At 37.5% G+C, this 26,729-nt stretch carries 21 protein-coding genes and 1 pseudogene; 13 read left to right on the forward strand and 9 right to left on the reverse strand.

Translation table 11 applies throughout. The features are described from left to right. Positions 1 to 54 precede the first annotated feature (54 nt). The 3 genes from F9U64_RS18530 to F9U64_RS18540 form a co-directional block, all read right to left on the reverse strand. Positions 55 to 1,602: a BCCT family transporter gene (locus F9U64_RS18530; protein WP_153406388.1), complete on the reverse strand. Its 1,548-nt coding sequence runs from the start codon at positions 1,600 to 1,602 to the stop codon at positions 55 to 57. A 241-nt stretch (positions 1,603 to 1,843) separates the two neighbouring features. Continuing rightward, a complete protein-coding gene (locus tag F9U64_RS18535; RefSeq protein ID WP_153406389.1) occupies positions 1,844 to 2,011 on the reverse strand; it encodes a YfhE family protein in 168 nt (55 codons plus the stop codon). 135 nt (positions 2,012 to 2,146) lie between these two features. After that, complete coding sequence (locus F9U64_RS18540) at positions 2,147 to 2,773, reverse strand: 3'-5' exonuclease (RefSeq protein ID WP_153406390.1); 627 nt, start codon at positions 2,771 to 2,773, stop codon at positions 2,147 to 2,149. A 419-nt stretch (positions 2,774 to 3,192) separates the two neighbouring features. Here F9U64_RS18540 and F9U64_RS18545 point away from each other — a divergent pair, with 419 nt between their 5' ends. Then, entirely contained in the window at positions 3,193 to 3,885 is a 693-nt protein-coding gene (locus tag F9U64_RS18545) for a stalk domain-containing protein (RefSeq protein ID WP_153406391.1), read from the forward strand. 462 nt (positions 3,886 to 4,347) lie between these two features. Here F9U64_RS18545 and F9U64_RS18550 read toward each other — a convergent pair whose 3' ends face one another. Both F9U64_RS18550 and F9U64_RS18555 read right to left on the reverse strand, forming a co-directional pair. Further along, positions 4,348 to 5,193 carry a CvfB family protein gene (locus tag F9U64_RS18550; protein WP_153406392.1) on the reverse strand — a complete coding sequence of 282 codons (846 nt, stop codon included), beginning with the start codon at positions 5,191 to 5,193 and terminating at the stop codon, positions 4,348 to 4,350. A 434-nt stretch (positions 5,194 to 5,627) separates the two neighbouring features. Next, the gene (locus F9U64_RS18555; protein WP_153406393.1) at positions 5,628 to 5,852 is read right to left on the reverse strand and encodes a hypothetical protein; all 225 of its coding nucleotides are present in this window, start codon (positions 5,850 to 5,852) and stop codon (positions 5,628 to 5,630) included. 242 nt (positions 5,853 to 6,094) lie between these two features. Here F9U64_RS18555 and F9U64_RS18560 point away from each other — a divergent pair, with 242 nt between their 5' ends. Next, positions 6,095 to 8,821: a GTP-binding protein gene (locus F9U64_RS18560; RefSeq protein ID WP_153406394.1), complete on the forward strand. Its 2,727-nt coding sequence runs from the start codon at positions 6,095 to 6,097 to the stop codon at positions 8,819 to 8,821. 237 nt (positions 8,822 to 9,058) lie between these two features. Then, positions 9,059 to 9,370 carry a nucleotidyltransferase domain-containing protein gene (locus tag F9U64_RS18565; protein ID WP_153406395.1) on the forward strand — a complete coding sequence of 104 codons (312 nt, stop codon included), beginning with the start codon at positions 9,059 to 9,061 and terminating at the stop codon, positions 9,368 to 9,370. A gap of 236 nt (positions 9,371 to 9,606) precedes the next feature. On the opposite strand, the gene F9U64_RS18570 is transcribed toward F9U64_RS18565, so the two are convergent. Further along, on the reverse strand, positions 9,607 to 10,236 hold the full coding sequence (locus F9U64_RS18570; RefSeq protein WP_153406396.1) for a homoserine/threonine efflux transporter: 630 nt from the start codon (positions 10,234 to 10,236) through the stop codon (positions 9,607 to 9,609). Between the two features lie 131 nt (positions 10,237 to 10,367). Here F9U64_RS18570 and F9U64_RS18575 point away from each other — a divergent pair, with 131 nt between their 5' ends. The 6 genes from F9U64_RS18575 (at position 10,368) to F9U64_RS18600 (ending at position 18,557) form a co-directional block, all read left to right on the forward strand. Next, positions 10,368 to 11,195, forward strand: coding sequence for a TrmB family transcriptional regulator (locus tag F9U64_RS18575; protein WP_153406397.1), 828 nt, complete (start codon positions 10,368 to 10,370; stop codon positions 11,193 to 11,195). Between the two features lie 478 nt (positions 11,196 to 11,673). Then, positions 11,674 to 13,935, forward strand: a complete 2,262-nt coding sequence (locus tag F9U64_RS18580) for an AraC family transcriptional regulator (protein WP_153406398.1) — start codon at positions 11,674 to 11,676, stop codon at positions 13,933 to 13,935. Positions 13,936 to 14,286: 351 nt separating this feature from the next. Beyond that, positions 14,287 to 15,180 carry an ABC transporter permease gene (locus F9U64_RS18585; protein WP_194287438.1) on the forward strand — a complete coding sequence of 298 codons (894 nt, stop codon included), beginning with the start codon at positions 14,287 to 14,289 and terminating at the stop codon, positions 15,178 to 15,180. A 14-nt stretch (positions 15,181 to 15,194) separates the two neighbouring features. After that, positions 15,195 to 16,094, forward strand: coding sequence for a carbohydrate ABC transporter permease (locus F9U64_RS18590; protein ID WP_153406399.1), 900 nt, complete (start codon positions 15,195 to 15,197; stop codon positions 16,092 to 16,094). A gap of 47 nt (positions 16,095 to 16,141) precedes the next feature. After that, complete coding sequence (locus tag F9U64_RS18595) at positions 16,142 to 17,764, forward strand: extracellular solute-binding protein (protein WP_153406400.1); 1,623 nt, start codon at positions 16,142 to 16,144, stop codon at positions 17,762 to 17,764. Between the two features lie 94 nt (positions 17,765 to 17,858). Further along, on the forward strand, positions 17,859 to 18,557 hold the full coding sequence (locus F9U64_RS18600; RefSeq protein ID WP_153406401.1) for a YesL family protein: 699 nt from the start codon (positions 17,859 to 17,861) through the stop codon (positions 18,555 to 18,557). 120 nt (positions 18,558 to 18,677) lie between these two features. On the opposite strand, the pseudogene F9U64_RS18605 reads toward F9U64_RS18600, so the two are convergent. Both F9U64_RS18605 and F9U64_RS18610 read right to left on the reverse strand, forming a co-directional pair. Further along, positions 18,678 to 19,844 (reverse strand): annotated as a pseudogene (locus tag F9U64_RS18605) (toxic anion resistance protein). Next, positions 19,828 to 20,472, reverse strand: a complete 645-nt coding sequence (locus tag F9U64_RS18610; RefSeq protein WP_153406402.1) for a 5-bromo-4-chloroindolyl phosphate hydrolysis family protein — start codon at positions 20,470 to 20,472, stop codon at positions 19,828 to 19,830. Before F9U64_RS18610 ends, F9U64_RS18605 begins: the two are co-directional and overlap by 17 nt. Before the next feature lie 337 nt (positions 20,473 to 20,809). Here F9U64_RS18610 and F9U64_RS18615 point away from each other — a divergent pair, with 337 nt between their 5' ends. From F9U64_RS18615 to F9U64_RS18625, 3 genes are all read left to right on the forward strand, one after another. Continuing rightward, complete coding sequence (locus F9U64_RS18615; RefSeq protein ID WP_153406403.1) at positions 20,810 to 22,243, forward strand: PQQ-dependent sugar dehydrogenase; 1,434 nt, start codon at positions 20,810 to 20,812, stop codon at positions 22,241 to 22,243. Between the two features lie 51 nt (positions 22,244 to 22,294). Next, positions 22,295 to 22,840, forward strand: coding sequence for a hypothetical protein (locus F9U64_RS18620; protein ID WP_228275796.1), 546 nt, complete (start codon positions 22,295 to 22,297; stop codon positions 22,838 to 22,840). A 69-nt stretch (positions 22,841 to 22,909) separates the two neighbouring features. Further along, positions 22,910 to 23,488, forward strand: a complete 579-nt coding sequence (locus F9U64_RS18625; protein WP_153406405.1) for a hypothetical protein — start codon at positions 22,910 to 22,912, stop codon at positions 23,486 to 23,488. A 230-nt stretch (positions 23,489 to 23,718) separates the two neighbouring features. On the opposite strand, the gene F9U64_RS18630 is transcribed toward F9U64_RS18625, so the two are convergent. Next, complete coding sequence (locus tag F9U64_RS18630) at positions 23,719 to 24,591, reverse strand: TetR/AcrR family transcriptional regulator (protein ID WP_153406406.1); 873 nt, start codon at positions 24,589 to 24,591, stop codon at positions 23,719 to 23,721. Between the two features lie 158 nt (positions 24,592 to 24,749). Here F9U64_RS18630 and F9U64_RS18635 point away from each other — a divergent pair, with 158 nt between their 5' ends. Then, positions 24,750 to 26,252 carry an MDR family MFS transporter gene (locus F9U64_RS18635; protein ID WP_153406407.1) on the forward strand — a complete coding sequence of 501 codons (1,503 nt, stop codon included), beginning with the start codon at positions 24,750 to 24,752 and terminating at the stop codon, positions 26,250 to 26,252. Positions 26,253 to 26,729: the final 477 nt, after the last annotated feature.

Below are 26,729 nucleotides of genomic sequence, written 5' to 3' on the forward strand. Positions count from 1 at the left end.
TATTAAATTGCCAAAGTTCCTTAGCCTGAATCTGACAAATCGAATCAATAATTTTTAACCAGCTGATTTGCTTTCAAATTTACTATCAGATTCTGATACTTCTTGAACTTTGTAGTACTTTCCTTCTTCTTTCTTCATTACTTTAATAATGGATAAGCAAATAAATATTAATATTATGGTAAATGGTGTGGCAACAACAATGGATATTGTTTTTACAGCTTCCAATCCTCCGGCCAACAGAAAGACGGTTGCGGAGCCGGCCGTAATAAGTCCCCACATTATTTTCACCTTGTTGGAAGGGTTAAGATTTCCTTCCGTACTAAGCATTCCTAACACAAAAGTTGCTGAGTCTGCTGAAGTAACAAAGTAAGAAAAAATAAGAACCATCGCTAGAATGCTTATAACCGAACCTAATGGAATGTTATTTAAGAACGCAAATAGAGCTGAGTTCACATCAGCATTTATAATTTCTCCTAAACCAGTATTTCCTAAGTCATGAATAAGATGAATGCCGCTGCCGCCAAGAACAGAAAACCAAACAAATGATATCAATGAGGGAACAAACAGAACACCTATGATAAATTCTCTGATCGTTCTCCCTTTAGAAATTCTGGCAATAAAAGATCCTACAAAAGGAGCCCATGTAGTCCACCAAGCCCAATAAAAGACTGTCCATGCACCAATCCAGCTATTAGCTTCACTGTTATACGGCTCCATTCGCAAACTCATGGGTAAAATGTCACCAAAGTAACTTCCTGTGGAACTGATGAACACCTCAAGAATTTGTTTTGTGGGTCCAATAAACAGAACCGCAAATGTCACTGTGAAGAAAAGTAACATATTTAAATTAGACAAATATTTTATCCCTCGATTTAATCCTGACCATGAGGACATAATAAATAATACAGTACCAATCCCTATAACTAAAAGTTGAACAGTTAAGGTGTTTGGAATATTCCATTGTGAGTTCATCCCGCTTGTGATTTGCAGGGTACTTAATCCAAAGGTACTCGCAACACCTACTGCTGTAATAAAGACAGAGAGAATATCAATAGTTTTGCCGATAGGCCCATTAATCTTATCACCTAACAAAGGATAAAAGATGGAGCTTATGTTACCAGGTAATTTTTTTCTAAACTGAAAATAGGCAAGCCCTAAGGCTACTAAGGCAAAAATTGCCCATGGGTGTAATCCCCAGTGGAAAAAGGTGAATTTCATAGCAAGGCTTGCGGCTTCCGATGTGGAGCCCTCACCATAAGGGGGTGTAGTGTAGTGCATCACGGGTTCCGTTACGCCCCAAAAAACTAAGCCAACGCCCATTCCTGCACTAAAAAGCATCGAAATCCATGATAACGTACTGTAGGCTGGTCTATCCTCATCCTTACCTAACCGGATATTTCCGTATTTTGAGAACATAAAATACAGGCAGAGAATGACAAAAAAGGTCCCGATTAAGAGATAAAACCAATTAAAATAAGTTACAGCAAAGTCCAGAAAGGCTTGTGCTTTCTGACCCAGCCATTCATTAAACACAACTCCGATAAATACAAATAATATACTTATCAATAAAGAAACACGAAGAACAATATTTTTTTTAAACATGTAAACCTCCTATAAAAAATGCGAACCAATCAATGATAACATAAACTTGGATTAGGGTTAAGGGTTTAAGGTAAAGCATGTATTATAAAGGAGAAGGTTGTAATTGTATTCATGTTGGTACATTATTTGAGAGTTTTGCGGAGAATTTAGGGAGATATGCCATGCTAATCTGTCGTTCATTGAACAACCTGTACAAGGAAGATAAATAAAAAAGCAGCTAAGAAAGCTGCTTTCAAATAACCTATCTTTTTAAGTTAGGATTTTCATTTTTTGCTTCTGTTACTTTGGGTTTTCGATATCCTCCGGCAATATCTGCGCGTTTAAATTCTTTTGCATAAATAACTTCCTGAGCGTCAGATGGTTGATGCCCATTTCCTCCTACAGGTTGATACTGTGTTTTTTTAGACATAGTGCTCATCCTTTCTATTGGAATTGGGTTATATATCATATTTACCCTTTATTTCAATGTGATAAACATGGTCTTTTTTCAAAAATGGAGTTTCCTTTATTGTGAATTTGAAATCAGACTATTAGATTTTTAATTTTAATAGTTTAGTTGATTTGCTTTCATAGATTTTCTGCGAGATTTTTTCGGTGACTTCGCAGCAATATATCCACCGTCAAATAGTTTGCCAGGAATTAAGTCATACTTTTGAATGAGCTCATCTGCTTTATCCACATCACTTTCCATTAGGGCATATTGAAAAATCCTGGCTGCTGCTCTGGCATCCTCTAAGGCGTTGTGGTGATTAAATGTTATGTTTTTCCATTTGGCAAGTGTGTTCAATTTATAATTGTATAATCCAGGCCATACGACTTTAGAGATAATAACCGTGCATAAGTAGTCTATCTCTGGGGTTTCGATTTCAAAATGATCTAAAGAATGTCTCAACACGCTCATATCAAAACTTGCATTATGAGCTATACTGACATGATTGGTTAAATAATAGCTTAAATCATCCCAGACTTCAGAAAAAGTAGGTGCTTCCCCTACATCAGCTTCTGTTATCCCGTGAATCATAGAATGATAGGGGTCAAACTCCATGTTTGGATTAATTAATGTATAATACTCCTCAATGATTTCCTCTTTATTAAAAACGACAACTCCCACTGCACAAGGACTATATCGATCTTTATTAGCAGTTTCGAAGTCAATTGCTACATAATTCAAATACTCACATCCTTAACCTTTTAACATTCTGTGAAACTATGCTTATCGTTATTTTACGTAAATATAGGCAAGGAACACAAGAGAAAGGCTGTGATTAATTGTAAGGTAGAGGTACTTGATGATAACAAAGCTTCCGTGTTTGTTAGTGTTTTTTTGTTTTAAGAAGAAGAGGATGAGCGAAGAAAGATGATCCATATGGACTAATTTAGAAGTTTTCCTAAAGATCCAGCAACTTTATCTTCATGCTAATTGCCCGCTTATATACTATATTGATTTATTTCAAAGGACGATAGTACTGATTTTTCGATATCTCAGTCCTGTGGTTATAGGTATTTGGTGCAATATTCACAAATATGGATTATTATGCTATAAATAGATTGGAAACATTATGTAAAATTTAATAAGGGAGAGAGTTGTAAATGAAGAATGTTGGAAAAAAGGCTGTCGTAGGTATAGCTACTGCGACTATGGTATTAGGCTTCGCAACAGGAGTAGGAGCAAATTCACTTTTAGAAAAGATAACAGCCTATAAGAACCACGGGATTAATTTCCAGGTAGATGGTCAGGATTGGACACCCAAAGACCCATCAGGGAACGATTTAACTGCTATTACTTACAGTGGCTCTACATATTTGCCAGTCCGTTCCGTAGGTGAAGCTTTCGATGTTGGAGTTAATTGGAATGATAGTACGCAAACGGTTAGTCTTGGTGAGACTGACAAGGACTTGTCAATTATGGATTTGAAAGTTGTAAAAGACCATTATGCTGTTTCGAAAACAGTCGATAGTAATGTAACGGTACAAAATGGTGTGAATTATGAAAGTGGATTCCATATCAAGGAGATCAATTCAGCAGAGAAAGAATTTACTCTCGGACCTAATGGCAGTTACCAACATGCTAATTTTAAAGTCTTTGATCTGGGAAGTGAGAAAGGGATTACTGTAACATTTAAAGACGGTGATGTAACTCTGAAAGAAGTAGACGTAACTGCAAATGGAAAAGGCGTCGATGTCGACATAAACATTGGCGGTGTGAAAGAACTGGAAATAATATTTGAATCAAAAACGTTAGGTTCTGATTCTCAAGCATTTATTACAGGTACTGTTAATTAAGCACCATTCCGTTGTTTTATAACTATGGTGAAAAAGGCTAACGAACACCACTGCTGCAGCATTTACTTTGAAAATCACCACTGAGTCTGACCTCACAAATAATAAAAAGCCTCTACTGAATGAAACTGCAATTTATAATTCACAGCTAAGTAGACACGGAACAAGCATAGCTAATAGTATAAGAATTAGCGTATCATAGAGCCTTCCCTCTATTCTCTTTCCGAACAACTAGACTTTGCTCATGCTTAGAAGTAATAGGATAAGAGATTGTATTGTAAACTAATTCTAATATCTAAAAGATGAGACAGGGAGGAAGCTCCTTGTCTTTTCTTATCCAGATGGAAAATGAATTAGTTAGAGGCGAAATAGAGCACCAAATCAGACAATAATTCATTAGAGAAAAACTGTCCGATTTAGTATGTGCATTATTTCTTACTGGAGTCCAGAAAAATGTACGGTTACTTAAACTAAGTAAGTCTTCCCATCCCGCTGTTCAATTTTTCTTTCTTTCATTAATTTACCAAGTGCACGTTTGAATGCTGCTTTACTAATGTTAAAGGTACCACGGATATCTTCTGGATCACTTTTATCGGAAAACGGAATCACTCCATTGCTTTCCTCTAGTCGTGCCAGGATCATATCAGCATCTTCCCCCATACTGTGCTGCTTTAATGGTCTTAGGGATACATTTAATGTGCCATCTTCTTTCACTTCAATGACACGGCCTTCCACTAGTTCGCCTAGTCGTGGTTCTTCTTTTCGTTCAGTGTGGTGGATAAACCCGCGGTAACCTTCTTCCGTGATGCAGACAGAACCTTCTCTGTCTGTACGGTAGATGCGACCAGTAACGTTAGCGTTTAATAGATCATCTGGTGCTTCTTCAAACAATTCTCTTTCAAATACTATCTCCGTTGCCGGGAGTGCGAGAAGGCGTCCTTTCCGATCTCTTCCTAACGAAATATACACCTTGTCACCTGCAGTTGGCCATACATTTTCGAACAATGGCAGTTCATCTTTTGACAGGAGGATCTCCTTTGTTGTACCAATGTTAACAAATACACCTAAGTGTGGTAAAACTTCTACAACTTCAGCCCAGCCATATACGTTAATTTGAATTGCTGGTAGTTGTGTTGTTGCAACAGTTTGTCCTTTTTTATCCTGATAAAGAAAAACATCAACAGATTGCTCAGCTTCCAGTTCTGTATCTGTTTCATTATGGTGCAGGAGTATATCGCCTTCTAATACGTAACCAGTTTCGATTTCTCGCAGTACTTCCAGTATTTGGATTGTACCTATTTGATTATTCATGGTATAACCTTCTTTCTTCATTAAATATGTATTGGAAAAGGGGTACTCTTACTATAAGAGTACCCCTTTGATTTATAAAGTAACACATAAGATTTATTATTATTTTTATAATCCCGATAAATTCGGGTGGGAAATTTCATTAATCGAATTTCACTTTACCGCGGTATATATTCCACTAGGTGTTCTCTAACTTAAGCAACGTAAGCCCTACCTGCTCTTACGTCCTTGCGACCCCTTAGTCGCGCCAGTGTGAATAAGCATCTTCAAAAAAACTTACGTAGAATGCCAGCTACACTTATAGGTTACTTCTATTTGTTAACCTTACTATTTTCTCATGAATCTAATTGAATGTCAACTTTTATTTTGAAAAGTGATGGATCAGGAGGTGATCAGTTTGACTCAGCCATTATGTACATACGAATCCCATACTCTCATCATTTCCTTTTTCCCTTTCTCTGTTTTTTACTAGATGAAGAACCAAAAAAGAAGAATATGGCGGCTAATGTTATAAAAAGGGAAATAGGTGCTGCTACCGGCTCCTCTAATCCTAACCTTAGAAAGAAATCGGTCAGTGTATCAAACAACCATTCAATAGCGTAATAAGTGAAATCACCTATTTTCTCCAGTATCATATAAAAAAAATCAGGTATATTTTCCATGGAAAACCCTCCTTCTTACTAATACGAATCTATTTACAAAAAGTTTCCCTTTTTCAATTAGTATTTTATTCGTCCATTGAAACGGGTATAAACTAATATTATGTAACAAAGATACGTCGGACTCTAAGGAATGATACAAAATTGTAGTCTAATTGCAAAAAGATTGAAACATTGTACAAGTTGATGTTTGTTAAAATGTAGGTTGCATAGGTTAGATAAATAAGGTAATAGGGAGGGATAGGATGACGATGGAAGAACAATTAATTAATAAATCCTATTATCAGACATTTACAGATGGTATTCAACAAGTGGAGCCAATCAGGATACTAGGTGAATTATATATAGATGAACAACAAAAAGAAATGCCAGAATTATCGGATATCCGCTTTGCACAGGGAGAGGTGTATTTTCTCAATAAAGATTATGAGGCGGCCATCTTTAAATGGGAAAATGTTGATAATGAATTAGAGCCATGGGCACAGAAGAATATAGCTGATGCACATGTTAAGATGAATTTGCTTGCCATTGCAGAGGACTACTATAATGCAGTGGAGACAGATTCAGATGTATTAAAAACAGAGGTGCTTCTGCAGCTGTTCTCCCTTTACATACAGCTCGGCAATCATGGGAAGGCAGTTGATTCTATTAAGCAGGCAGTTGACTCAAACCCGGACTATCCTGAGGTTACCGATATGGCACGAATGTACTTTGAGGAACAACAGGATTGGGTTAATGCTGTTGAGCTTGCAGTTAATGAGGCGAAGCGGACGGAATCGTTAGCATGGTTTGTCGTTGTAGAAGGATATGTTGAACAAGGGCATACGGAAAACATTAATCCAGATTATTTTAATGAAGTGTTAATGACACTATATCACATTGATCACAACCGTTTTGAAAGTCTAACAACTGCGCTGTGGAGCAGTTATCGGCAAAATGATCTTTATTTCACTTGGCTGGAGGAGATCAATCATATTCTGTTGAGCGCGGATCCTGGGAATTCCTATGTATGGAGTAAGCTTTCCAATCAATATAGGGTAACATACTTTGAATTACTGACTGGCAACTATTTAATAAAAGAATTTTCTTATTTAATTCCAAATCTTTTAACTAATTGGATGAAAATATCGATCGCTTCACATGCTGCCATAGCTTCAGCTGCCGTACTGGCGTGGAGTGAAATTTATCCGTCTAATATAGAAGCCTCCATTGTTAACAGAGCGAAAAGTCTGTTAAGCGACGCTGCATATTATCCGCATGGTATAAATGATGGGGTACAGCTTTTCGAGTCAATCATCAAATGGGCAGAGCGTGAAGGCTTGCTTATGGACACACGTTATCAATGGATTGTTGACGAATTAACTGATTTAAATCAATACAATGTAATGTTTACTGGGACAGAGGTGAATGGTAAGTCATCATTTGTGAATATGCTCCTGAATGACGAGCTTTCAGACAACGCGGCTAATGCTACTGTCTTTTACAAAGATGCCGATAATGCGAAAATTGTTGCAATTACGGGTGATGAGGAAAGAAACATAGCGGAACATGGTGATTTTAATGAAGCAACAAAAGATGTGCAAACATTGATCTCCTGTGAAATGCCGGTATCATTTTTACAGAATAATCAGCTCAGCTTAATAGATGCGCCTAAGTTAACCAGTGAAGGCAACCATTATGTGAATGCAGCAGACAGCATTATGTTTGTTCTGAATGCAGACTCTAATCTTACAGGAAACGAGCTCGATAAAGCTGTTAAAATCAGGGAGCAGGCACCTGACTTGCCTGTTCATTTTCTATTATGCGAAATGGATCGAAATACAGACAGCCAGGAAGCAATGGAACGGACGGAAAGAATAACTTCGAGAATCCATGCCTATTTTCCAGGTGCAAAAACGTTTTTCTTTTCCATGAATGAAGACAGAAACCATCAATTAGACGAGTTTTCTTCGTTTATCCAATCAGTTCAGAGCGGGCATACATTGGAAGAAGAACGTACAACCAAAATTTTGTACTATATAAAAAAATCACTTGAGTTCTTACTAACCAAACGAGAAGAAGCAGAACATTCATTAATGGATAATATTGAGTGGAATGAAGAAAAAGTCACCAAATTAAAAGGGGCACAAAATCAATTAGGTGACATTGAAGAAAATTCGGTGCAGGTTATCAAAACGTCTTATCTATCCATTATCATAAAATGGAGACAGAATTTGACCAAAAAGCTTCCAGAGTTGATACAACAAAGTGCGGAAGTGGTGAAGGAAGACAGTGACCTTGGAACCATTCATAAAGAGCTTAATGATACAATAAATAAGCGGATAAATTATTATATTGAAGAAGTGGTTTTACCAGATTTATATAAAGAGCTTCAAGAATGGATTGCGTACAGTGAAAGAGATCTTGGTGAAAGCCGCGCATATTTAAGTGAGATGAGTGAGAGTTTTAATAATTTATTCGGTGAAGAAAAGATACATTTCGAATGTGACAGTAAAGTACTGGATGATTGGCATCGGGACATCAATCGCATGACAAGAAGGAACATCCAGCTCACTAGAGGAATTTTTATCACTTCCAACAGCATTTCCCCATTCTTATGGAAAAGTGCTGGTAAGATTGTTGGTGCGTTATCCAAAAATAAAGAATCCCTTCATCATAAATATAAACAATTCATTGAGGGGAAAGACTACAGTAAAACGATTGATATCATTGTTGATGAATTTCTGCAGCAATTCGACATCTTTGAAAAGTCACTGGAACGGGATATTAACATGTTCTTTTCCGATTCCTATAGAGTTTTAAGTGAAACGTTAAGAGAAACATATGATGAGATTGAAGAGAATAAAAAAGTGCTAGGCGAAATGCGCGATCAGCCAGAGCTGTACTTCAATCCAATAACATTGTTCGAGCTAAAACTTCGTCAATACGAATGGATGACAAAAGCAAGTGATGGGGTTTATCAAAATAGTTAGATAATAGAATATTGCTAGATTTGGCTTTGTATTTGTGAAGAGTATTTTACGAATGCAGAGTCTTTTTTTATCTTATAATTTGTTGGTATTAAGGAAGACTATCTTACCCATAAAATGATAAAATGGCGAGCCATACTTATGATGAAGAACTGGCAGAGAAGTTAGTTAACGAAATACGGGAACAGTTTTTACCTTTAATTAGAAACTTATATAATAGATTGCTAAAGGAAAGATAAGATGTTTGGATTAATTGAAAGTGATTTACATTATATTAAAAATGCTTTGAATAAATTTAATGAAATTGAAACTGGAATTATTTTTGGAAGTCGGGCGATGGGAAACTACAAAAGAGGGTCAGATGTAGACATTGCAATAACAGGAAAAGAAGTTACCTCAAAGACATTATATATGTTATCTGACTTATTGAACGAGGTGTATCCTTTGCCGTACTTTTTTGATATTAATCATTATGAGTCAATATCAAATGTGAATTTTAAAAATCATATTGATAAAGAAGGTAAAATAATTTATAAAGCTAAATCCCGATAGAAATAGAGCAGTACAGAAAAGGGTACTGGACAAAATGAATAATGTTAACCCAAGAAACGAACAATACCAGTTCAAGAGATGGACTCACATACTAAGCGCAGTGTTTTGGCGGAGCGACATATGACCAACTTTTTACATGAACAAAAACCCAAACTTTTTAGTTAAAGTTCGGGTTTTAACGCAATAAAATAGTTTTGTCTCAGTCTCTTTTAATATCAAGTGTCAATAAATGACTCCTAAATCCCTGTTTTAATACCAAAACCAACTAAAATCACGGCAGTTGATTTTTGAAATACTTGCTGAAATTTTGAGTTATTCAACCATTTTTTTGCATAGTCAATCACATAAACAAGCGTTAAAAACCATATTACAGCAAGTGATGTAAGAATAAGTGCCAAAATAATTAATTGTTGATTGACATTTCCGTTCAGATCAATAAATTGAGGCATAATCGTTATATAAACAATTACAGTCTTTGGATTAAGTATATTACTAAGTAAAGCTTGCATAAAGGAGGCTTTATTATACTGTTTAGAAGATTGGCTAGGTTCCTTCGCATGTGCCTGCATTTCCTCAAAAGAAAACGCACTTTTTGCAAAAAAGCTTCTGATCCCCAAATAAATTAAGTAAGCAGCTCCAGCATATTTAATTATACTGAAGAGAATGACCGATTTGGCAATAACAACAGATAATCCCAGAATAGCGATAAGTGTCCAAAATGTAAGTCCCGTTGCCATTCCAAGCACTGTATAACGTCCGGCTTTTCGACCATAGCTGAGCGTATTTCTTACTAATAGAATTGTATCTGCTCCTGGTATAACAACCATCATTGCTGCAATGGATATGTATGATACTAAGCTGTCCATCTGAGTTCACCCTTCCTTTTGCAATTAGTGACTACCAAGGTAACTACCTTATGAATTATATCAGAATATCTTGGAATAAATCAACAAAATTTGCTAAAATACAGTTACACTAAAGTTCTGTTGGAGGGCTTATGAAAGATAGCATTTTAGAAACATTGAAAAAACTGAATTTTACCGAATATGAAGCGAAAGCATATCTTACCTTATTGGGAGAATCGCCTTTAACGGGCTATGCAGTAGCGAAAAATTCCGGAGTACCTCGTTCCAAAATATATGAAGTTCTGGAAAGTCTCGCTATTCGAGGAGATATTCTTGTTAGTCATGGAACCACACAACGGTATACTCCTGTGCCAGCAAAGGAGTTAATCAAAAACCGCCGCAGGGAAACAGAAGTGAATTTTGAACAGGCTGAAAAATCATTAGCAGAGTTTGAACGTTCTGCACATGACCGTGAAAATATCTGGAACATAACTGGTGACAACGAAATCCTCGATAAAGTAAAAGATTGTATAGCGTCTGCTGAAAAGAGAATTCTCTTAGAGATTTGGAAAGAAGAATTCAAAGCATTGGAGCCTGAACTGCAAAGAGCAGCAGAGCGAGGAGTCCACGTAATAATAATTGCTTATGGTGAAATTATTTCTGATTTCGCCGAGGTTTATATTCATTATATGGGCGATGAAATTACAGAGGAGTATGGTGGGCGTTGGATTGTTATTAGTGCAGATGATTCAGAAGTAGTAGCAGGTATTGTCTCATTGGGAGAAGATAGCCGTGCAGCCTGGACAAGACATGTAGGGCTCGTCATGCCAATTACAGAAGTGATCATCCATGATTTGTATCTTATGGAAATTATGAAAGGTCATCGAGACCTTTTAGAAGGAAGTTTCGGAAAAAATCTTGTGAATTTACGTCACAAATTCTCGATTCACCCTGACTTTAAAAAACATTATCTAAAATAAGATAGTAGTAGATTTTCTTTTTATACAACTTAAAGCAAAACAGGTATTATTCAATCCTTTAAGACAACTTTTGATTTCGTGCGAAAGGTCTTAAAGGATTATTTTTAGTATGATTGCTTTGCTGTTGCATCTTTGAGAATCCAGTGAATGTCAAGCCATTATCTTTATGCTTATGCTAGGTTAGTAATATTTATCGAAAAATAATGCGTATAATAAGGATAGAAGACTCCATAGAAAATTCTGGTCCTTATAAAGAAAAAGTCTGATATAATACGTACAGTAGCTATAATTCCAACTTATACAAGTAAATCCTTTTTTGGGAAGTGGAAATTATAACTGCTATCATTCCATGGATCATCTACCAGCTTGTGAAAGATATCTCGTAGAGCTAACTCCTTAAATGTAAGCGCTTCATTAAAGTGATTATTACCGAAAAATATTTTATGAAAAAAATCTATAAGAGAAAGGAAAGTGTGCGATGAAAAAGTTTCCACTAACGATACAACTGACGATTATCATGTATTGTTTACTGCTCGTTCCAGTTATGCTTTTAAGTTGGTACAGCAGTGCACAGATTTTTCGCAATGCGGAAAATGCTATTGCAGATTCTTCTCTGGCTGAATTAAACGCTAATCGCAAACTTACGGAGAATGCTATGAATAATGTAGCTCGCAACACGGTAACACTTGCAAGTTCAGATGTTTTTGACAGTATTCGCTCTTATCACAGTTATTCGGAAATCAATTCCCATTTCAGTTACATTACCAACGCATTAGCCGTTTTACGAGAATTGTCATCCTTGAATCGCATGGAAGATGGAGTTTATTCTTCCTTCTTCTATTTAAATGATTCAGACTATGTATTATCAACTGACAAAGGAGTCACATTATTGGACAGGTATGATTCCATTGACTGGATTGAGGAGGCAATTGCCGGGAGGAAAGGAATAATAGGTGTGTGGTATCCGCGTAAGCTTAACTCAGGAGTTAATGTTATATCATACGTGTTGCCGCTCAATCGATTATCAACAAATACTCGTGGCACGATTGTCGTAAACGTTAAAGAAAGTCAGTTTGAGAAGTATCTTTCTTCCTCGGAGTCCGGTAAACAAGGGTATATCCTCACAGATTCTACTGGAAGAATTATATCTCATCCTGATAAGACGCTGTTATTAAATAGCGATAATGGGGATCAGATTATAAATGAGATATTGGAAGAAGATAAATCAGAGGGTTATACGTTCCAGGAAATTGAGGATGAACGAGTGATATACTCATGGTCGGACTCAAAGCAGTCAGGATGGACATACATAAGCATAAATTCAGTCAATGAACTGATGATTAATACGCAAATTATGCGGCAGAATATTATAATTTTTACAACTTGTATTATTTTGATCGGGGTTATCATGACTGTATTTCTCGCTAAGTGGTTATCTCAACCAGCACGAAAATTAGTCGGGAATTTGCGTTTGCACACTAATTTGGAAATAGATAAACGAAACGAATTGGATTTTCTTGATGAAGCTTTTGAGAGAATGCAACAAGAGGAGGAAGTTCTCCAGAAAATGTTGAGTGTCCGTGAAGACGATTCTTGCAATCTTGCTATATATAATCTTATTAGAGGAGAAATTACCGGACAAGGCCGTGAAATATTTCCTTGTTCATGTTTCCTTGTTGTTGTGGTATCCATTGATCAATATGGGGACTATGTTAGCAACTACAATCCAGAGACCCGAAGTTACCATTGTTATATGATTACCTCAACCTTCGATAGCTTGTTTTCGGAAGATGTAAGGGTTCGAAGTGTGCACCAGGGTAATGGTTCTTTTATTATCGTGATAAATTATGATGAACCAGGATTTGATTTTGATATTCATTCTGTACTTGTCAGCGTACGGGAAAGAGCGAAGGAACTGTTGAATCACTCTGTCACTATCGGTGTAAGCAGATCTGCGGAGGGAATGTCCGTGGTGTCGGATCTCGTTGCAGAAACAATGGAACTTATTAAGCAAAGAATTGTGGAAGGAAGCGGTGGTATCACTTACTGGAAGAAGCAAGATGAGCAAGATGTAAGATACATTTATCCGTCCAATAGCGAAAGGCGCATTCTTAACTTTCTGGATCAGGGTGACCTCGATAACATCAAAAAGGAGTTAAAGGTGATCAATAAAGAGATTCGTAGTGCGGAATATATTGCTTACGATAATATCTTATTCATTTATCATCAGTTAGTTGGCATTAGTATTAAACATTTAAGAGAAAAGAATGTCAGTACCTCCCAGATTTTTGCTAAGAAAATAAATATTTACACAGATCTTGCTTCTATAGATACACTGGATGAGCTAGAACAATATCTTAGTGATTTTTTTGAAGAAATTGTAAAGTATCTTACACGTAGTTCAACTGAGACGAAAGATTACGGAGGTCGTATACTCAACTATTTGGATGAACATTTTGACAAGGACATTGTGTTTGAAGAGATGGCAGAGGAACTCGGGATCAGTTATTCTTATATGCGTAAAATCGTAAATGAAATGACAGGTCAAAGTCTGATTAACCATATTAATCTGCGTCGCATCGAGAAAGCGAAAATAATGCTCATAGACTGGGATCGGCCAATTGCGCAAATTGCTTCAGAGGTTGGTTACAATAATGTCCAAAGTTTCAACCGTTTTTTTCGTAAATTCGAAGGTATGTCGCCGAGCAAATATAAAGAGATAAAAGCCAGAATACACTGAGTGAATTTTTACAGGAATTCAGTATTAATGCGAGTATCATGAAAATGACTTTTGGTCTGCATAATTGATAAGTTATTTTTGCTTATTATATTTAAAAATGATAATTCAGAGTGGCTCAGTCCCTCATTAACACAAGAATGAATCAAAAATGATAAGAGACTATCAATATATACGATTTACTTACAGATGAACTGATTGCTATGATCAAAATGTCCACAGAACAACTTTACTTTGGATGGAGCGAGACAAGTTTTTAAATAAGGAGGTGAGGTATTGAAAGTGAAGCCGGAAGTGAATTCTAAAAATGACAGCGCTTTAATTTTAGTTGAAAGCAATAGAAAAAAAGGAATCATGCATTATATGCGCCGTGACTGGCAGCTTTACTGTTTACTTCTTATTCCATTGTCCTTCACATTAGTCTTTAAATATGCGCCATTGTCAGGACTCTTAATTGCGTTTCAAGATTACAACATTATAAAAGGATTCTGGGCAAGTGAGTGGGTAGGATTCGAAGTGTTTCGGGAACTGTTTTCTAAACCGGCATTCGCACAGGCACTTCGCAATACATTATTACTTAATATTTTGGATCTGCTGTTCAGTTTCACTGCCCCGATCATGTTAGCGTTATTACTGAACGAGATCAAAGGCAATGTATTTAAACGTGTAAATCAGACATTACTTTATTTACCCCATTTTCTTTCCTGGGTCATCATTGGTGCCCTTGCTTATCAATTGTTAGGGTTAGGGAGCGGAATGCTGAACAATCTTATTGAGCAGATGGGAGGTACTCGTATCCCGTTTCTGCAAGAGGACAACCACTGGCTGTTCAGTTACATCCTTATTGGTGTGTGGCAGAGCATGGGGTGGGGGACCATTATCTATCTAGCTGCAATTAGTGCGGTCAATCCAGAGTTGTACGAAGCAGCAACTGTTGATGGGGCAGGCAGATGGCGGAAAATGTGGCATATCACACTGCCTTGTATCCGGCCAACGATTGTTACCTTGCTTATCTTGAATCTGGGTCATATCATGGGAGGCTCATTTGAGAGAGTGTATGCTTTGCAAAACATGGCGACAACGGAATACACGACAATTATTCCGATTTTAGTTTATCGCTGGGGACTCGAAAGTGGCGACTATAGCAGTGCAACAGCGCTCGGATTATTCCAGGCGGTAATTGGACTTATCCTGGTAGTGCTTGCTGACAGAATGGCGAAAAGATTAGGGGAAGATGGAATTCTATAGGAAGGAGGTTAAAGATGGGAAGATCTGTAACCAATATAAATTTGCCTCGGTATAAAAAAGTAAACATAGGCGATATCATCATCGGAATTACGATATTTTTGATTTCCTTAACTTGTCTTCTTCCGTTTGTTCATGTTGTTGCCAAATCTTTAAGTGCTGATGCCTATGTTATCGCAAACAAGGTGTTTCTTTGGCCGAAAGAACTTACCTTTGATGCTTATGCAAAGATTTTTGCCGACCAGAGTATTTTGCAATCTTTTTATGTAACCGTAATCATAACGGTGCTGTTCACAATATTAGGTATGATCATTACCGTTTGTGCTGCCTACCCGTTATCCCGGAAGCAGCTGAAAGGTCGAGTCGCACTGACTTTTCTCTTTATGTTCACGATGTATTTCACTGGTGGTATTATTCCTGAATACTTGCTCATTAACCAATTAGGATTGCTTGATACGATATGGTCGCTCGTACTTCCTGGGGCTTTTAGTGCTTTCAATCTGTTGATCTTAAAGACTTCGATTACTAGTACAGTTCCAGTCAGCTTAGAGGAATCGGCACGAATGGATGGAGCAGGGCATTTTCGGATTTTGTGGCATATCGTCTTACCGATTACCAAGCCAATACTTGCCACACTGTCTCTCTTCTATGCGGTAGGTCGTTGGAACATGTATCAGGATGCGTTATTTTACATTACGTATAATACGGAATTACGGCCATTGCAATTGAAATTATATTATTTGGTTGTTCAGGCTACCGAGAGTTTTCAACTTGAACTAACACAAGTGTCGACGAGTAATCCCGAGGTTCTTAAGGCATCAATTGTTGTCTTTGCAACACTGCCAATCCTCTGTATCTATCCTTTTGTTCAAAAGTATTTTGTTAAAGGCGTGATGATTGGTTCGATAAAGGAATAACTTTGTGTGAAATACCAAATTAGATTAGTGGAAAAGGGGAAGAGAAAATGAATAAAACGAAGAGTCTTATTATATTTATGGCTGTTTTTATCCTTCTTTGTGTGTTATCCGCTTGCTCGAATAATACGATGGAAAGTAATGATGATCAAAAGGAACAATCCGAGACTGCAGACAATCTTCCTAGTGAAGAGGATGGGAAATTTCCTGAAACAGTAAATCTGGATATACCAGTCTATGATCGGGCGTTCGAAGGTTGGAATGTAAGTGATAACTATTATACACGCTGGATTAAAAAGGAGTTTGGTGAAAAGCATAACATTAATGTGAACTTTGTTCCGATTTCTAGATCTGAGGAAGTTACCGATTTTCAACAATTGCTAGCTGCCGGCAAAGCCCCGGATATTATTTATCATTATGATATGCCTCAAGCACTTGGTTACTATGGAGAAGGTGCATTGCAGTCAATTGATTTTGAGGAGATTGCTGAATATGCCCCGACATACTGGGAGAATACAAGTGAAACCATTGAGCAATACAGCGTTGTTGAAGGCCAGAATATATTCTTTTTTGCAGAGCGTCCCGACATCTCCAATTATGTTTCCATCATTCGAAAAGACTGGGTGGAAGCTGTAGGGATGAAGGTGGAGGATTTAACCTCTCTTGAGAAATATAACGAAATGCTTGAGAAGTGGAAGGAAGCAGGGCTTGGGACAGCAGGTGGATCCCTGACTAAGGATATTTATAATTATAACTATGCTTTCCGTGATTGGCCGATCGATCCGGAACACCGTGCCCTTTATTCGGATCTGGCTGTTGCAGATCTAACAACTCCTGCTACTGAGCGCTGGCTGCGTAATCTGCAGTATCAATATCACAATGGTCTGATTGATCAGGAGTTCTATTTACGTGATGCGAACAGCGGCAAGGCTGAATTTGTTGCGGGCAGAACAGGTACACATGGAGAATATATTGCTAGTAATACAGATATTTTTGAAGCTACTTTGAAAAATAATCCAGATGCTGAATTTGCTGTGATTCCTCCTTATGCCGGAATTCCAGAAGGTGGAGTCCCGCAAGGAAGAGCCAATTGGCCATTTGGGATCATTATGGGGATTAACCAGGCATCGTCAGACGCTGAGCGTATTGCTGTTTGGATGTATCTTGAATGGATGAGTCAGCCTGAGAATTTATTCTTCCTGCAGAATGGTGTGGAAGGTGAGAATTATACGCTTGATTCAGAGGGCATTCCAGTTCGAAATGCTGATTTCAATGGTGAATCAGTCTTGTCTATGAATAATAATAAAGACTATTGGTCACTTGTTACAGAAGCAGCTCAATTTGGATCAGAGGAATTGACACTGAAAGCGAATAAAGGTTTTTGGTCTCCTCCAGGTTACGAGTATATTGTTGATGATATGATCAAATATCAAGAAGAAGTTAAAGAATATGTTACACCAGATGCGTTATTCACTGTTGTGATCGAAAGTTTAAATGAATATAAAGCAGACCTGAATTCACTCTTCCAGGAACTGTACTTGGATATCGTTCTAGGACCTGAAGACGAATTTGATGAGAAATACGAAGCTGCCAAGGAACAATACCTTGAAACTGGCTATCAGGAAATTCTTGATGAAAAACAAAAAGCAATTGATGAGGGTCAGTACCGGTAATTGCTTTAATCTAAATGGAAAGAGTCCTGCTTTTAAGCAGGGCTCTATATAAATTGCATAACGAGACAATGGATTTGGAAAAGAGGGAAATCAAATGAAACAAAGTGGCATTATGTTTGAGTTTAATAGATTTTCAGAAGAGATATTTAAGTTTCTGTTTGCTAATTTATTGTGGGTATTGTTTAATTTACCAATAATCATTATTAGCTTCAACTTACTTATTGTAGAAGAGCCGAGTGGACTTATTCCAGTAATTGCATTAATTGTTCTGTTGCTTCCTTTTGTGTTCTTTCCTTCTACTGCAGCAGTGTTTGGGGTTATCAGGAAATTTAAAATGAAGGAAGACATCTTACTAGTTAAAACCTTTTGGCAAAAATATAAAGAGAATTATGTCAAAAGTATGGTGGGAGGTTTCATTATCGTTTTTATCGCAAGTGTTTTAATCGTTGATTATTTTTTCTTAATAAATTTCATCAACATGTCCTTTCATTTCCTCCTGATCATTTTGCTTTCTTTATTAATTGTTTTTACTTTGAATTTCTTTTCCATAATTGTACACATTGACCTGAAGACATTAGCTCTCTTAAGGCACTCTCTTTTATTCACATTTGCCAATCCTGTTCAAACAATCAGAATAGCGTTGTTTTTTTTGGTGTTTGTCTATGTATGCTCTCAGTTTTTCGTTTTATTGATTCCTTTTTATTTAGGCTCGATAATAGCTTATCATTCCTTTCATGTTTTTTGGATAAGATATACAAAAATAAGACAGCAAGGGTCAGTAGCTTCCATATAGGCAAAGTATAGGATCGATGGTCCTTTTCCATTTTTATAAACAAAAGACCTTCAATATATTGATCAATATACTGAAGGTTACTTTCCTTACTATTATCAACTGAAGCCGTTGCTGCTTTCTTTATTTTAAATGCAGCAGTCTTTGCTTTAACTCATTTTCCATTGAGCTGATTTCTTGTTCTGCTTCCAGGCGTTTTCTTCGTCCATCGTCTTGAATCTTGATTACTTCTTCCAGTGTGGAAACTAAATTTTCCTGTGTCTTCTTCAATGTCTCAATATCGACAAGACCTCGTTCATTTAATTTTGCTGTTTCAATTGTATTTGTTTTTAACATTTCTGCATTTTTCAATAAAAGATCATTGGTAGTTTTGGCAACTTGTTTCTGCGCTTCTACTGCATGTTGTTGGCGGAACATCGTCAAAGCTATTGCTATCTGGTTCTTCCATAATGGAATAGCTGTCAGAATGGAAGATTGAATCTTTTCAACAAGCACCTGGTTGGTATTTTGAATTAACCTGATTTGCGGTGCGCTTTGAATGGTGATTTGCCGACTTAATTTTAAATCATGCACTCGTTTTTCCAAGCGGTCTGCAAATTGTATAAGATCGTTCACTTCCTGATATTTAATTTGATCATTAGTAGATTCAGCAGCTTTCTTCAATTCAGGGATTTGTTTTTCCTGGATTTCTTCAAGCTTAAGTTCTCCTGCTGCAATGTAGACATTCAGCCCTTTAAAGTATTCTTTATTGTTTTCATAAAGTTTCTCTAACATGGAAATATCGGATAATAGTGCATCCTTATTCTTATCTAACTTCACACTTATCCGGTCAATTTGGGCTCCTGTCTTCTGGTATCTTGAAAGTGTTTCCTGAACGGAGCTTGACAGTTTTCCAAACATTCGTTTGAGAACATTCTGCTTCTCTGGTTTCAAATCATCCGGATTCATTTCATTAAATTTCTTCATTAAGTCACTGATGACCTGGCCAACTTCCCCTACATCCTTTTTCTGCACATGATCCAGCATTTAATGAGAAAAAGCTAATAACTTTGTCTGTGCCTGAGTACCATAGGAAATGATCGCCTGATGGTTTTTCGGATCAATTTGTGTTGCAAGCGACCGTGCTCTTTCTTGATCTTCCTCTGGAAGCACATTGATCAATTTCGGTTCATTTGTTTCTTTTATTTGGGTGTCTGCCGTGTTTTCCTGCCCATCAAATGGATTAGCTAACAAATCATCCATTAAATTATCCTCTGTTTTGTGAACTGTTTCCTTATTGTTGATCATCATAATCCAACCTTTCTTTTCGCTTTGACGTATGATTAGCAAAGTCTACTTCAAATTGAAGCTGCTCTATATCATCAGAAAGAATATGATACAGGTCCTTTTCAATGGTAGTTTTCATCACTTTAATTGTGTGCCTAGTCTCTTGAAGAACTAGTTCCATCTCACTGCTTTTCTTCGGTTGTGTGGAGAGAAGCGCATACTTTTCCGTTAATTCGACAGCAGAATCCAAGTGGGAAAAATAGAATTCCTCTCCCTGATAGAATCGCCTTGGTTCTTTCTTTGTGACTTGATAGATCTTTCGGATGATACGCAATAAATCAAAGCTCTCTTTCAGAAAAGCCATTTGGCGAATCGACATAAGCGCTTTTTGCATACGACGGATTTTTTGTTTGGCTTCCTGTAAATTCCTTCGAATATATCGATAATCTTTTATAGTCAACTGGTTCTTCTTTAGAAAACGAAAATAGATAACAACAGAAACCAGCCAATAGGTTATGCCGGCACCTGCCATAGCTATCAATGATGCATTCCAGTAGGACAAGTCAATTGCAAAAAAACTAACGAGCCATATCGTAACCATCACTGGAAATGCAAGGAAGATACGAGCCATTACTGTTAGAAACTTATACATCTTTATCGACTCCTAACTTTTCTATCTATTTTTAATTACGTTTGAAACAAATAAAAGTTTCATTTTTACTATGTGAAAAATAAAAACCTTTAATAGATACCAGTATCACACTTCTTTTGTTAATCATACTATATCTCAAATAGATTTTGAAAGATATTTCCATTAATAGAAAATAGAACGATAGCAAGCATTGTTTGTGTGAGAGGGGATATCATTCGTAACTTTTCCTAATATCCCCTAAAAGCGTCATAACTGGAATAAGAAATGAATTATGGACCATACTGAAAATAAAGAATGAAAAGGCATAATGCTGTGCTGTTAACAGGAGGTCAATCCTTTGAAAAATATTGCGACACTGAGATCGTATAAAAAAATTATAAAACTGCCTATAAGTGCACGCCCGCAACTGAATCCTGATGATGTATGGGTGCCGGACGGCTATCAGGTAGAAGTGGTGGCTGCAGGATTATCGTTTCCAACTGGTATGGGATTTGCGGAAGATGGTTCCTTATACATATTAGAGGGTGGCAGTACATGGCCGACTCGACCTGCCTTACCTCCAAGAATCCTGAAAATGGATTCAAGTGGGAATGTTGAAGTTTTTGCGGTAGAAACGTTAGGGGGACCTCGTGGGGTTACGTATCATGATGGCTATATTTATGTCAGTTATAAGGGCGGTTATTTAGCAAGAATTGTCCGTTATGATGTAAAAACAAGAGAACGGGAAGTGTTGATTGAGGATATCCCAAGTGGTGGCTGGCATGAACCAGGTGGACCTGTTTTCAGTCCTGTGGATGGATTGATGTATTTTGCGAATGGCTCTGTCTCGCAAAATGGTGTTAATTTACCTGCTGGTTTTACAGTTGACCTTGCGAAACATCCTCATGCCCATGATATTCCCGGTCAGGATGTTACTTTAACAGGGAACAATGTTACGACAAGAGACCCATTGATGCCGTTTCCATTTCTGACTGAGACAGGACCATTTAAGCCATTTGGAACTCCTGCCAAAAAAGGAGAAAAGGTAAAAGGAGAGTTATGGTGTACAACTGGACTTTGGCGTTCCAAGCCAGATGGCAGTGATGTAGAGCTGCTAGCCTGGGGAATACGCAATCCATATGGTTTGGCATTTAGTGAAGATGGTGAATTATATGCATCAGATAATTGCCTGGAGGAAAAAGGGGAGCGTGCCATTGCAGGGGATCCAGATCGGATATGGCATATTCGTAATGTAAAAAGCCCTCATGGAAGCATAAAAAAACCAGATTGGTATGGTTTTCCTGAGTTGAGAGCAGATGGAGTACCTGTTTGGGATGAGCGAGCGAAGCCGGAGAAAGGAATGCCTGCAGAACAATTAATTGAAGATCTGCCAGAATGGGCAGGACCGCCTGTTTATTTGGAAAAACCGCATTCTGCCATGACTAAAATGGATTTTTCGAGATCTGACGAATTTGGATTCAGAGGGGAACTTTTTGTAACCGAATGGGGGACCTATGCACCACTAAATTCCCCGCATGAAAGGGATAAAGACAATGGTTTCCAAGTGGCAAGGGTTGATGTAAAGACAGGAAAGGCAGAAGTATTTTTGCGTAATAAACAGCAAAATGACCCGAACCGTCCTAAAGGTGGAATCGAACGTCCTGTTGATTGCAAGTTTCATCCCGACGGAAAAAGCTTGTATGTGCTTGATTTTGGGCATTCTCCGGTAACGGAGGGGCTTGTTCAAGCATACGGCCATACTGGTGTACTCTGGAAAATCACAAAAAAGTAAAAGAGAAACCTCTGTGTAAAATTTAATAATTTTAGGAAGCAGGTGTATGAATTGAGTGGGACAATCTTAATTGAGCTTGATAATGACTACTTGTCAGGGCAACTGGACATAGTAGAAAAGTGGCTGGAGCATACAGCCACAGCACAATATGTCCTTGTAGATAAGTTAACAAAAGCAGTGCCAAATATAGAGGAACCACATATCCGTGAAGCGATAGAAAAAATGGCTGATGCGAACGAGCATCATACGAATGGTGTGGAACAGCTTTTTTCGTTTATTGATCGAAAACAGAATCAAAAGTCCAATCAAGTATTAGCAACTGTTGTAGAAAAACTGGAAGAAGGTCTGATGAGATTTCAGGAGCTATTAGGAGGTGCTGTTGGATCATGGCAAGAGCTTCATCACTTACTGTTGCTTAATCAACAGGCAATGGGTGCATTTGCAGTAGTGGAGCAGCTGGGACTTTCGCTGGGTATGAAAGAAATAGTAGATGTCAGTTTCTCCATTACCCATGAGAAAAAGATGCACCAGATCATCCTTCAGGAATACATGCTGGAGATGGCGCCGATTTCTATTTTATATAAGGAAAATATTTAATATAACATCAATTGGTTCAGTTATATTTTTCATTAACCTGCATTATATAGGTACAAGGGAGGGATGGAAATGCAAGACAAATTAATTGGTAAGAGGCTGTTTCTAAAGGAGCATGGGATTACATCAGGGCAGTATTCCAATGCGGTAAAACTTGTTCTTGGCAGTGTTCTGGGTACAATTGCGGCACTGTTGCAATCAGCCGGTTTGTTTGCTGGATTTGGTTATTTATTCAGTATGATGGCTACTGGACCTATTGTTCTGGCAACTATCCTTTCTATCAAAATCGGGTTGATTACATATACCTCCACTGCCTTGTTATTACTTATTATTCAGCCATCAGAAATAGTTGTCTTTCTGTTTACTACAGGACTTTTAGGAGTTGGCCTGGGTATTGGCTTTAAGCTGTTAAAAAAAAGGATCCTTGTAACAATGACAGGAGCATTTTCCTTAGTGCTCGGGGTCATCGTTCTGCTGTATTTGTTCCAATTTCCCATCTTGGGCCCTGGTGTAACAGGCCCGCCTGGACTTTTCATTATATTGGGACTCAGCTGCTTTTGCCTTCTCTACAGCTGGATCTGGATGCGGATAAGCTTAGTGATGATGGTAAAGTTGGAAAGACAATATAGTCTTAGGCGAAGTCAGGCTTAAGTTTTAATTTAACTAAACGATTCCTGAATAATAAAAAACAACCTTCATTAATAGGTTGTTTTTTATTATTCAGCTTTTTCCGTCCCTTGCGGCGTGTTTTTATGTTTATAAATCTATAACTGTTTATTATTCTATAGTAATCATTACTATTACTCGATTTGTGAAGAAGGCATTTTTTGTGAGACGCATACTTTAAGGCACCCAGCAATGTTGAATTTTCTAAAGTTTCCTCAAATCGTTTTCAAATAATTCCAGACAGCATTAGTGAACGACTGTATCTGTGTCGGTGTACGTGTTTCTTCAAATAATTTCAGAAACGGTTTCAACAGTTTCCGGACAACAATTTTTCTTACGCGATCACGTTCTAACTCACTCACGATTACATCAAACAGATCTTGTTGCTCTTCATTAAATTCATTTTGTGTGCGCAATTGTGAGGCCATATCCATAATCTCTGATTTTGTTACAACTTTCTTATGGACATTTGCTTGAAGTAAGTCGATGGCAGAATTATTTAATATTGTGCTGCCTTTCTTTTTCATCTCGCGTATGAGCACTTCTACATAAGATAAAATCCTTTCGTTTACTTCCTCTAGTGCATATTGGCTGTTGGTCAGATTCAGTGTCAATAACATATATTGCAGCATTCCAAAGTACAATACCGTTGCCTCTGTCGAATACTCTCGAATTTCTTCTCCCATCACATCTACCAGACGATTAGCCAGCCATTCCATTTCTATTACTCTATGTTGTAACACTAGCTTCTTTAAATCAGCTTGATTGGAATAAAGAATATTCTCAAATAATGCTCGTAGATTTCTTTCTTCATTCAGCTTCATTAATATTGTTATCTGCTCAATCAATACTGCCCGATCTTGCGGGTCCTTGCCGATTTGCATTGCCACTCTTTGTTGACTGGCATCATATCGGATGTTCTCTAATATTTCTGCAATACAATCATTTTTCGATGAAAAGTAATTGTAAAAAGTTCCTTTTGATATATTGGCTTTTTCAATAATTTCCTGAATTGAAGTTTCCTGAAATCCTTTTTCGATAAACAGTTTCAAAGCAATGTCTGTTACTTTCCTTTTACGCTCGTTCATAGCATCCTCCTGCCTTTTCTATATTCATATTATACGTTGAATATTAGTGAAAAACAAATTAATTATACTTTTGGTATAAAAATGTTGCAAAAAATGAACTATGGGTTTAAAATATTCAAGTACTAAATAAATCATGTATAGATAAGAGGGAAGATATTATGAATACACAAATGAAAAAGACACCATATTTAATGATTAGTATATTGTTTGTAGGTGCTTTCGTCTCATTTCTAAATAATTCATTATTAAATGTAGCATTGCCTTCCATTATGGTAGATTTAGAAATAAAGGATTATTCTACTGTTCAATGGCTGGCAACAGGATATATGCTTGTCAGCGGGATATTAATTCCTGCATCAGCATTTTTGATTACACGTTTTTCGAACCGCAGTCTGTTTATCACTGCCATGACAATTTTTACGTTAGGTACAGCTTTAGCTGCTTTTGCACCTAACTTTGGGTTATTGTTAACTGGACGTATGGTTCAAGCAGCAGGTTCTTCCGTAATGGGGCCATTGCTGATGAATATCATGTTAGTAAGTTTCCCACGTGAGAAACGCGGAACTGCAATGGGTGTTTTCGGTATGGTAATGATTGCTGCACCAGCAATTGGGCCAACATTATCGGGATATATCGTCGAATATCACAGCTGGAGATTGCTTTTTGAAATGATCTTACCTTTAGCTATTATCAGCTTGGTTTTTGCAATCTGGAAGTTCCAAAATGTAATGGAACAAAATAAAAACGCGACACTTGATTATTTATCTCTCGTTTTATCCAGTCTTGGTTTCGGTGGAATATTATATGGGGTAAGTAATGCGAGCTCACAAGGATGGGACGATCCAGTCGTCATATCAACATTAATAATCGGCGGAATCGGACTAATTTTATTCGTGATGCGTCAGCTTAAAATGAAAGAACCATTATTGGATTTACGAACATATAAACATCCTATGTTTGCATTATCGTCTATCATTATGATTGTCAATGCAGTTGCGATGTTCTCGGGTATGATTTTAACACCTGCATATGTACAGGATGTTCGTGGTATCTCACCACTTGATTCTGGGTTAATGTTATTGCCGGGTGCCCTTATTATGGGGATTATGTCACCAATTACAGGGAAGCTGTTTGATAAATTCGGTCCACGTGTTTTAGCGGTACTTGGTCTTGCTATTACAGGTGTTTCCACGTATATGCTTGCAAATGTGCAGATTGATTCAACTTACACATACATCGTCTTTGTCTACTCTCTACGTATGTTTGGTATGTCAATGGTGATGATGCCGATTATGACAAATGGCTTGAATCAATTGCCAACAAAGTTGAATCCACATGGTACAGCAATCAACAATACTGCACAGCAAGTATCAGGAGCAATTGGTACAGCGGTTATGATTACAATTATGAACTCTGTTGCAACAACTAAAGGGGAAGAGTTGATGAGCAGTGTAGATCCAACAGCAGTAACAGAGGCTGCAGCTGCATCTATGACACAACAAGCGTTACTTAGTGGAATCCAGTATTCCTTCTATGTAGCATTAGCGATTAATATAGTTGCCTTTGTTCTAGCGTTGTTTGTGAAACGAGTGGACACGAGTGAGAAGACTGTAAAAGAAATTGAGAAGCAGGAAAATACTCAGGCAGAGCCGGCGGTATAAATATATGAAGAAGACGCAGTGTCGAAGCAGATACTGCGTCTTTTTGTTTGTTTGTGTGTGAGTAATCTCTGAGTTTGCTGTTAATTTTAATATAAAGCGGAAATCTGTGATGATCGCCCGGCAGATTTCCCGTTAATCCCGATAAAAGCGGGAAATCCCTGCCGGTCGCCCAGGAGATTTCCAGTTAATGTTGAGATAAAGCGGAAATCCATTATGATCGTCCGGCAGATTTCCCGTTAATCCCGAGATAAGCGGGAAAACGGTGCCGATCACTCGGCAGATTTCCCGTTAATCCCGATATAAGCGGGAAAACAGTGCCGGTCGCCCAGGAGATTTCCAGTTAATGTTGAGATAAAGAGGAAATCCGTTATGGTCGCCCGGCAGATTTCCCGTTAATCCTGAGATAAGCGGGAAAACGGTGCCGATCACTCGGCAGATTTCCCGTTAATCCCGATATAAGCGGGAAAACAGTGCCGG

The sequence above is a fragment of the Gracilibacillus oryzae genome, assembly GCF_009498735.1.
GTDB classification, from domain to species: domain Bacteria; phylum Bacillota; class Bacilli; order Bacillales; family Amphibacillaceae; genus Gracilibacillus; species Gracilibacillus oryzae.

What these genes read in the sequence shown, in the direction of transcription:
- F9U64_RS18530 (WP_153406388.1), bottom strand. Translation starts at nt 1,602, where the DNA reads ATGTTTAAAAAAAATATTGTTCTTCGTGTTTCTTTATTGATAAGTATA.
- F9U64_RS18535 (WP_153406389.1), bottom strand. Translation starts at nt 2,011, where the DNA reads ATGTCTAAAAAAACACAGTATCAACCTGTAGGAGGAAATGGGCATCAA.
- F9U64_RS18545 (WP_153406391.1), top strand. Translation starts at nt 3,193, where the DNA reads ATGAAGAATGTTGGAAAAAAGGCTGTCGTAGGTATAGCTACTGCGACT.
- F9U64_RS18550 (WP_153406392.1), bottom strand. Translation starts at nt 5,193, where the DNA reads ATGAATAATCAAATAGGTACAATCCAAATACTGGAAGTACTGCGAGAA.
- F9U64_RS18555 (WP_153406393.1), bottom strand. Translation starts at nt 5,852, where the DNA reads ATGGAAAATATACCTGATTTTTTTTATATGATACTGGAGAAAATAGGT.
- F9U64_RS18560 (WP_153406394.1), top strand. Translation starts at nt 6,095, where the DNA reads ATGACGATGGAAGAACAATTAATTAATAAATCCTATTATCAGACATTT.
- F9U64_RS18565 (WP_153406395.1), top strand. Translation starts at nt 9,059, where the DNA reads ATGTTTGGATTAATTGAAAGTGATTTACATTATATTAAAAATGCTTTG.
- F9U64_RS18570 (WP_153406396.1), bottom strand. Translation starts at nt 10,236, where the DNA reads ATGGACAGCTTAGTATCATACATATCCATTGCAGCAATGATGGTTGTT.
- F9U64_RS18575 (WP_153406397.1), top strand. Translation starts at nt 10,368, where the DNA reads ATGAAAGATAGCATTTTAGAAACATTGAAAAAACTGAATTTTACCGAA.
- F9U64_RS18580 (WP_153406398.1), top strand. Translation starts at nt 11,674, where the DNA reads ATGAAAAAGTTTCCACTAACGATACAACTGACGATTATCATGTATTGT.
- F9U64_RS18585 (WP_194287438.1), top strand. Translation starts at nt 14,287, where the DNA reads ATGCATTATATGCGCCGTGACTGGCAGCTTTACTGTTTACTTCTTATT.
- F9U64_RS18590 (WP_153406399.1), top strand. Translation starts at nt 15,195, where the DNA reads ATGGGAAGATCTGTAACCAATATAAATTTGCCTCGGTATAAAAAAGTA.
- F9U64_RS18595 (WP_153406400.1), top strand. Translation starts at nt 16,142, where the DNA reads ATGAATAAAACGAAGAGTCTTATTATATTTATGGCTGTTTTTATCCTT.
- F9U64_RS18600 (WP_153406401.1), top strand. Translation starts at nt 17,859, where the DNA reads ATGAAACAAAGTGGCATTATGTTTGAGTTTAATAGATTTTCAGAAGAG.
- F9U64_RS18610 (WP_153406402.1), bottom strand. Translation starts at nt 20,472, where the DNA reads ATGTATAAGTTTCTAACAGTAATGGCTCGTATCTTCCTTGCATTTCCA.
- F9U64_RS18625 (WP_153406405.1), top strand. Translation starts at nt 22,910, where the DNA reads ATGCAAGACAAATTAATTGGTAAGAGGCTGTTTCTAAAGGAGCATGGG.
- F9U64_RS18630 (WP_153406406.1), bottom strand. Translation starts at nt 24,591, where the DNA reads ATGAACGAGCGTAAAAGGAAAGTAACAGACATTGCTTTGAAACTGTTT.
- F9U64_RS18635 (WP_153406407.1), top strand. Translation starts at nt 24,750, where the DNA reads ATGAATACACAAATGAAAAAGACACCATATTTAATGATTAGTATATTG.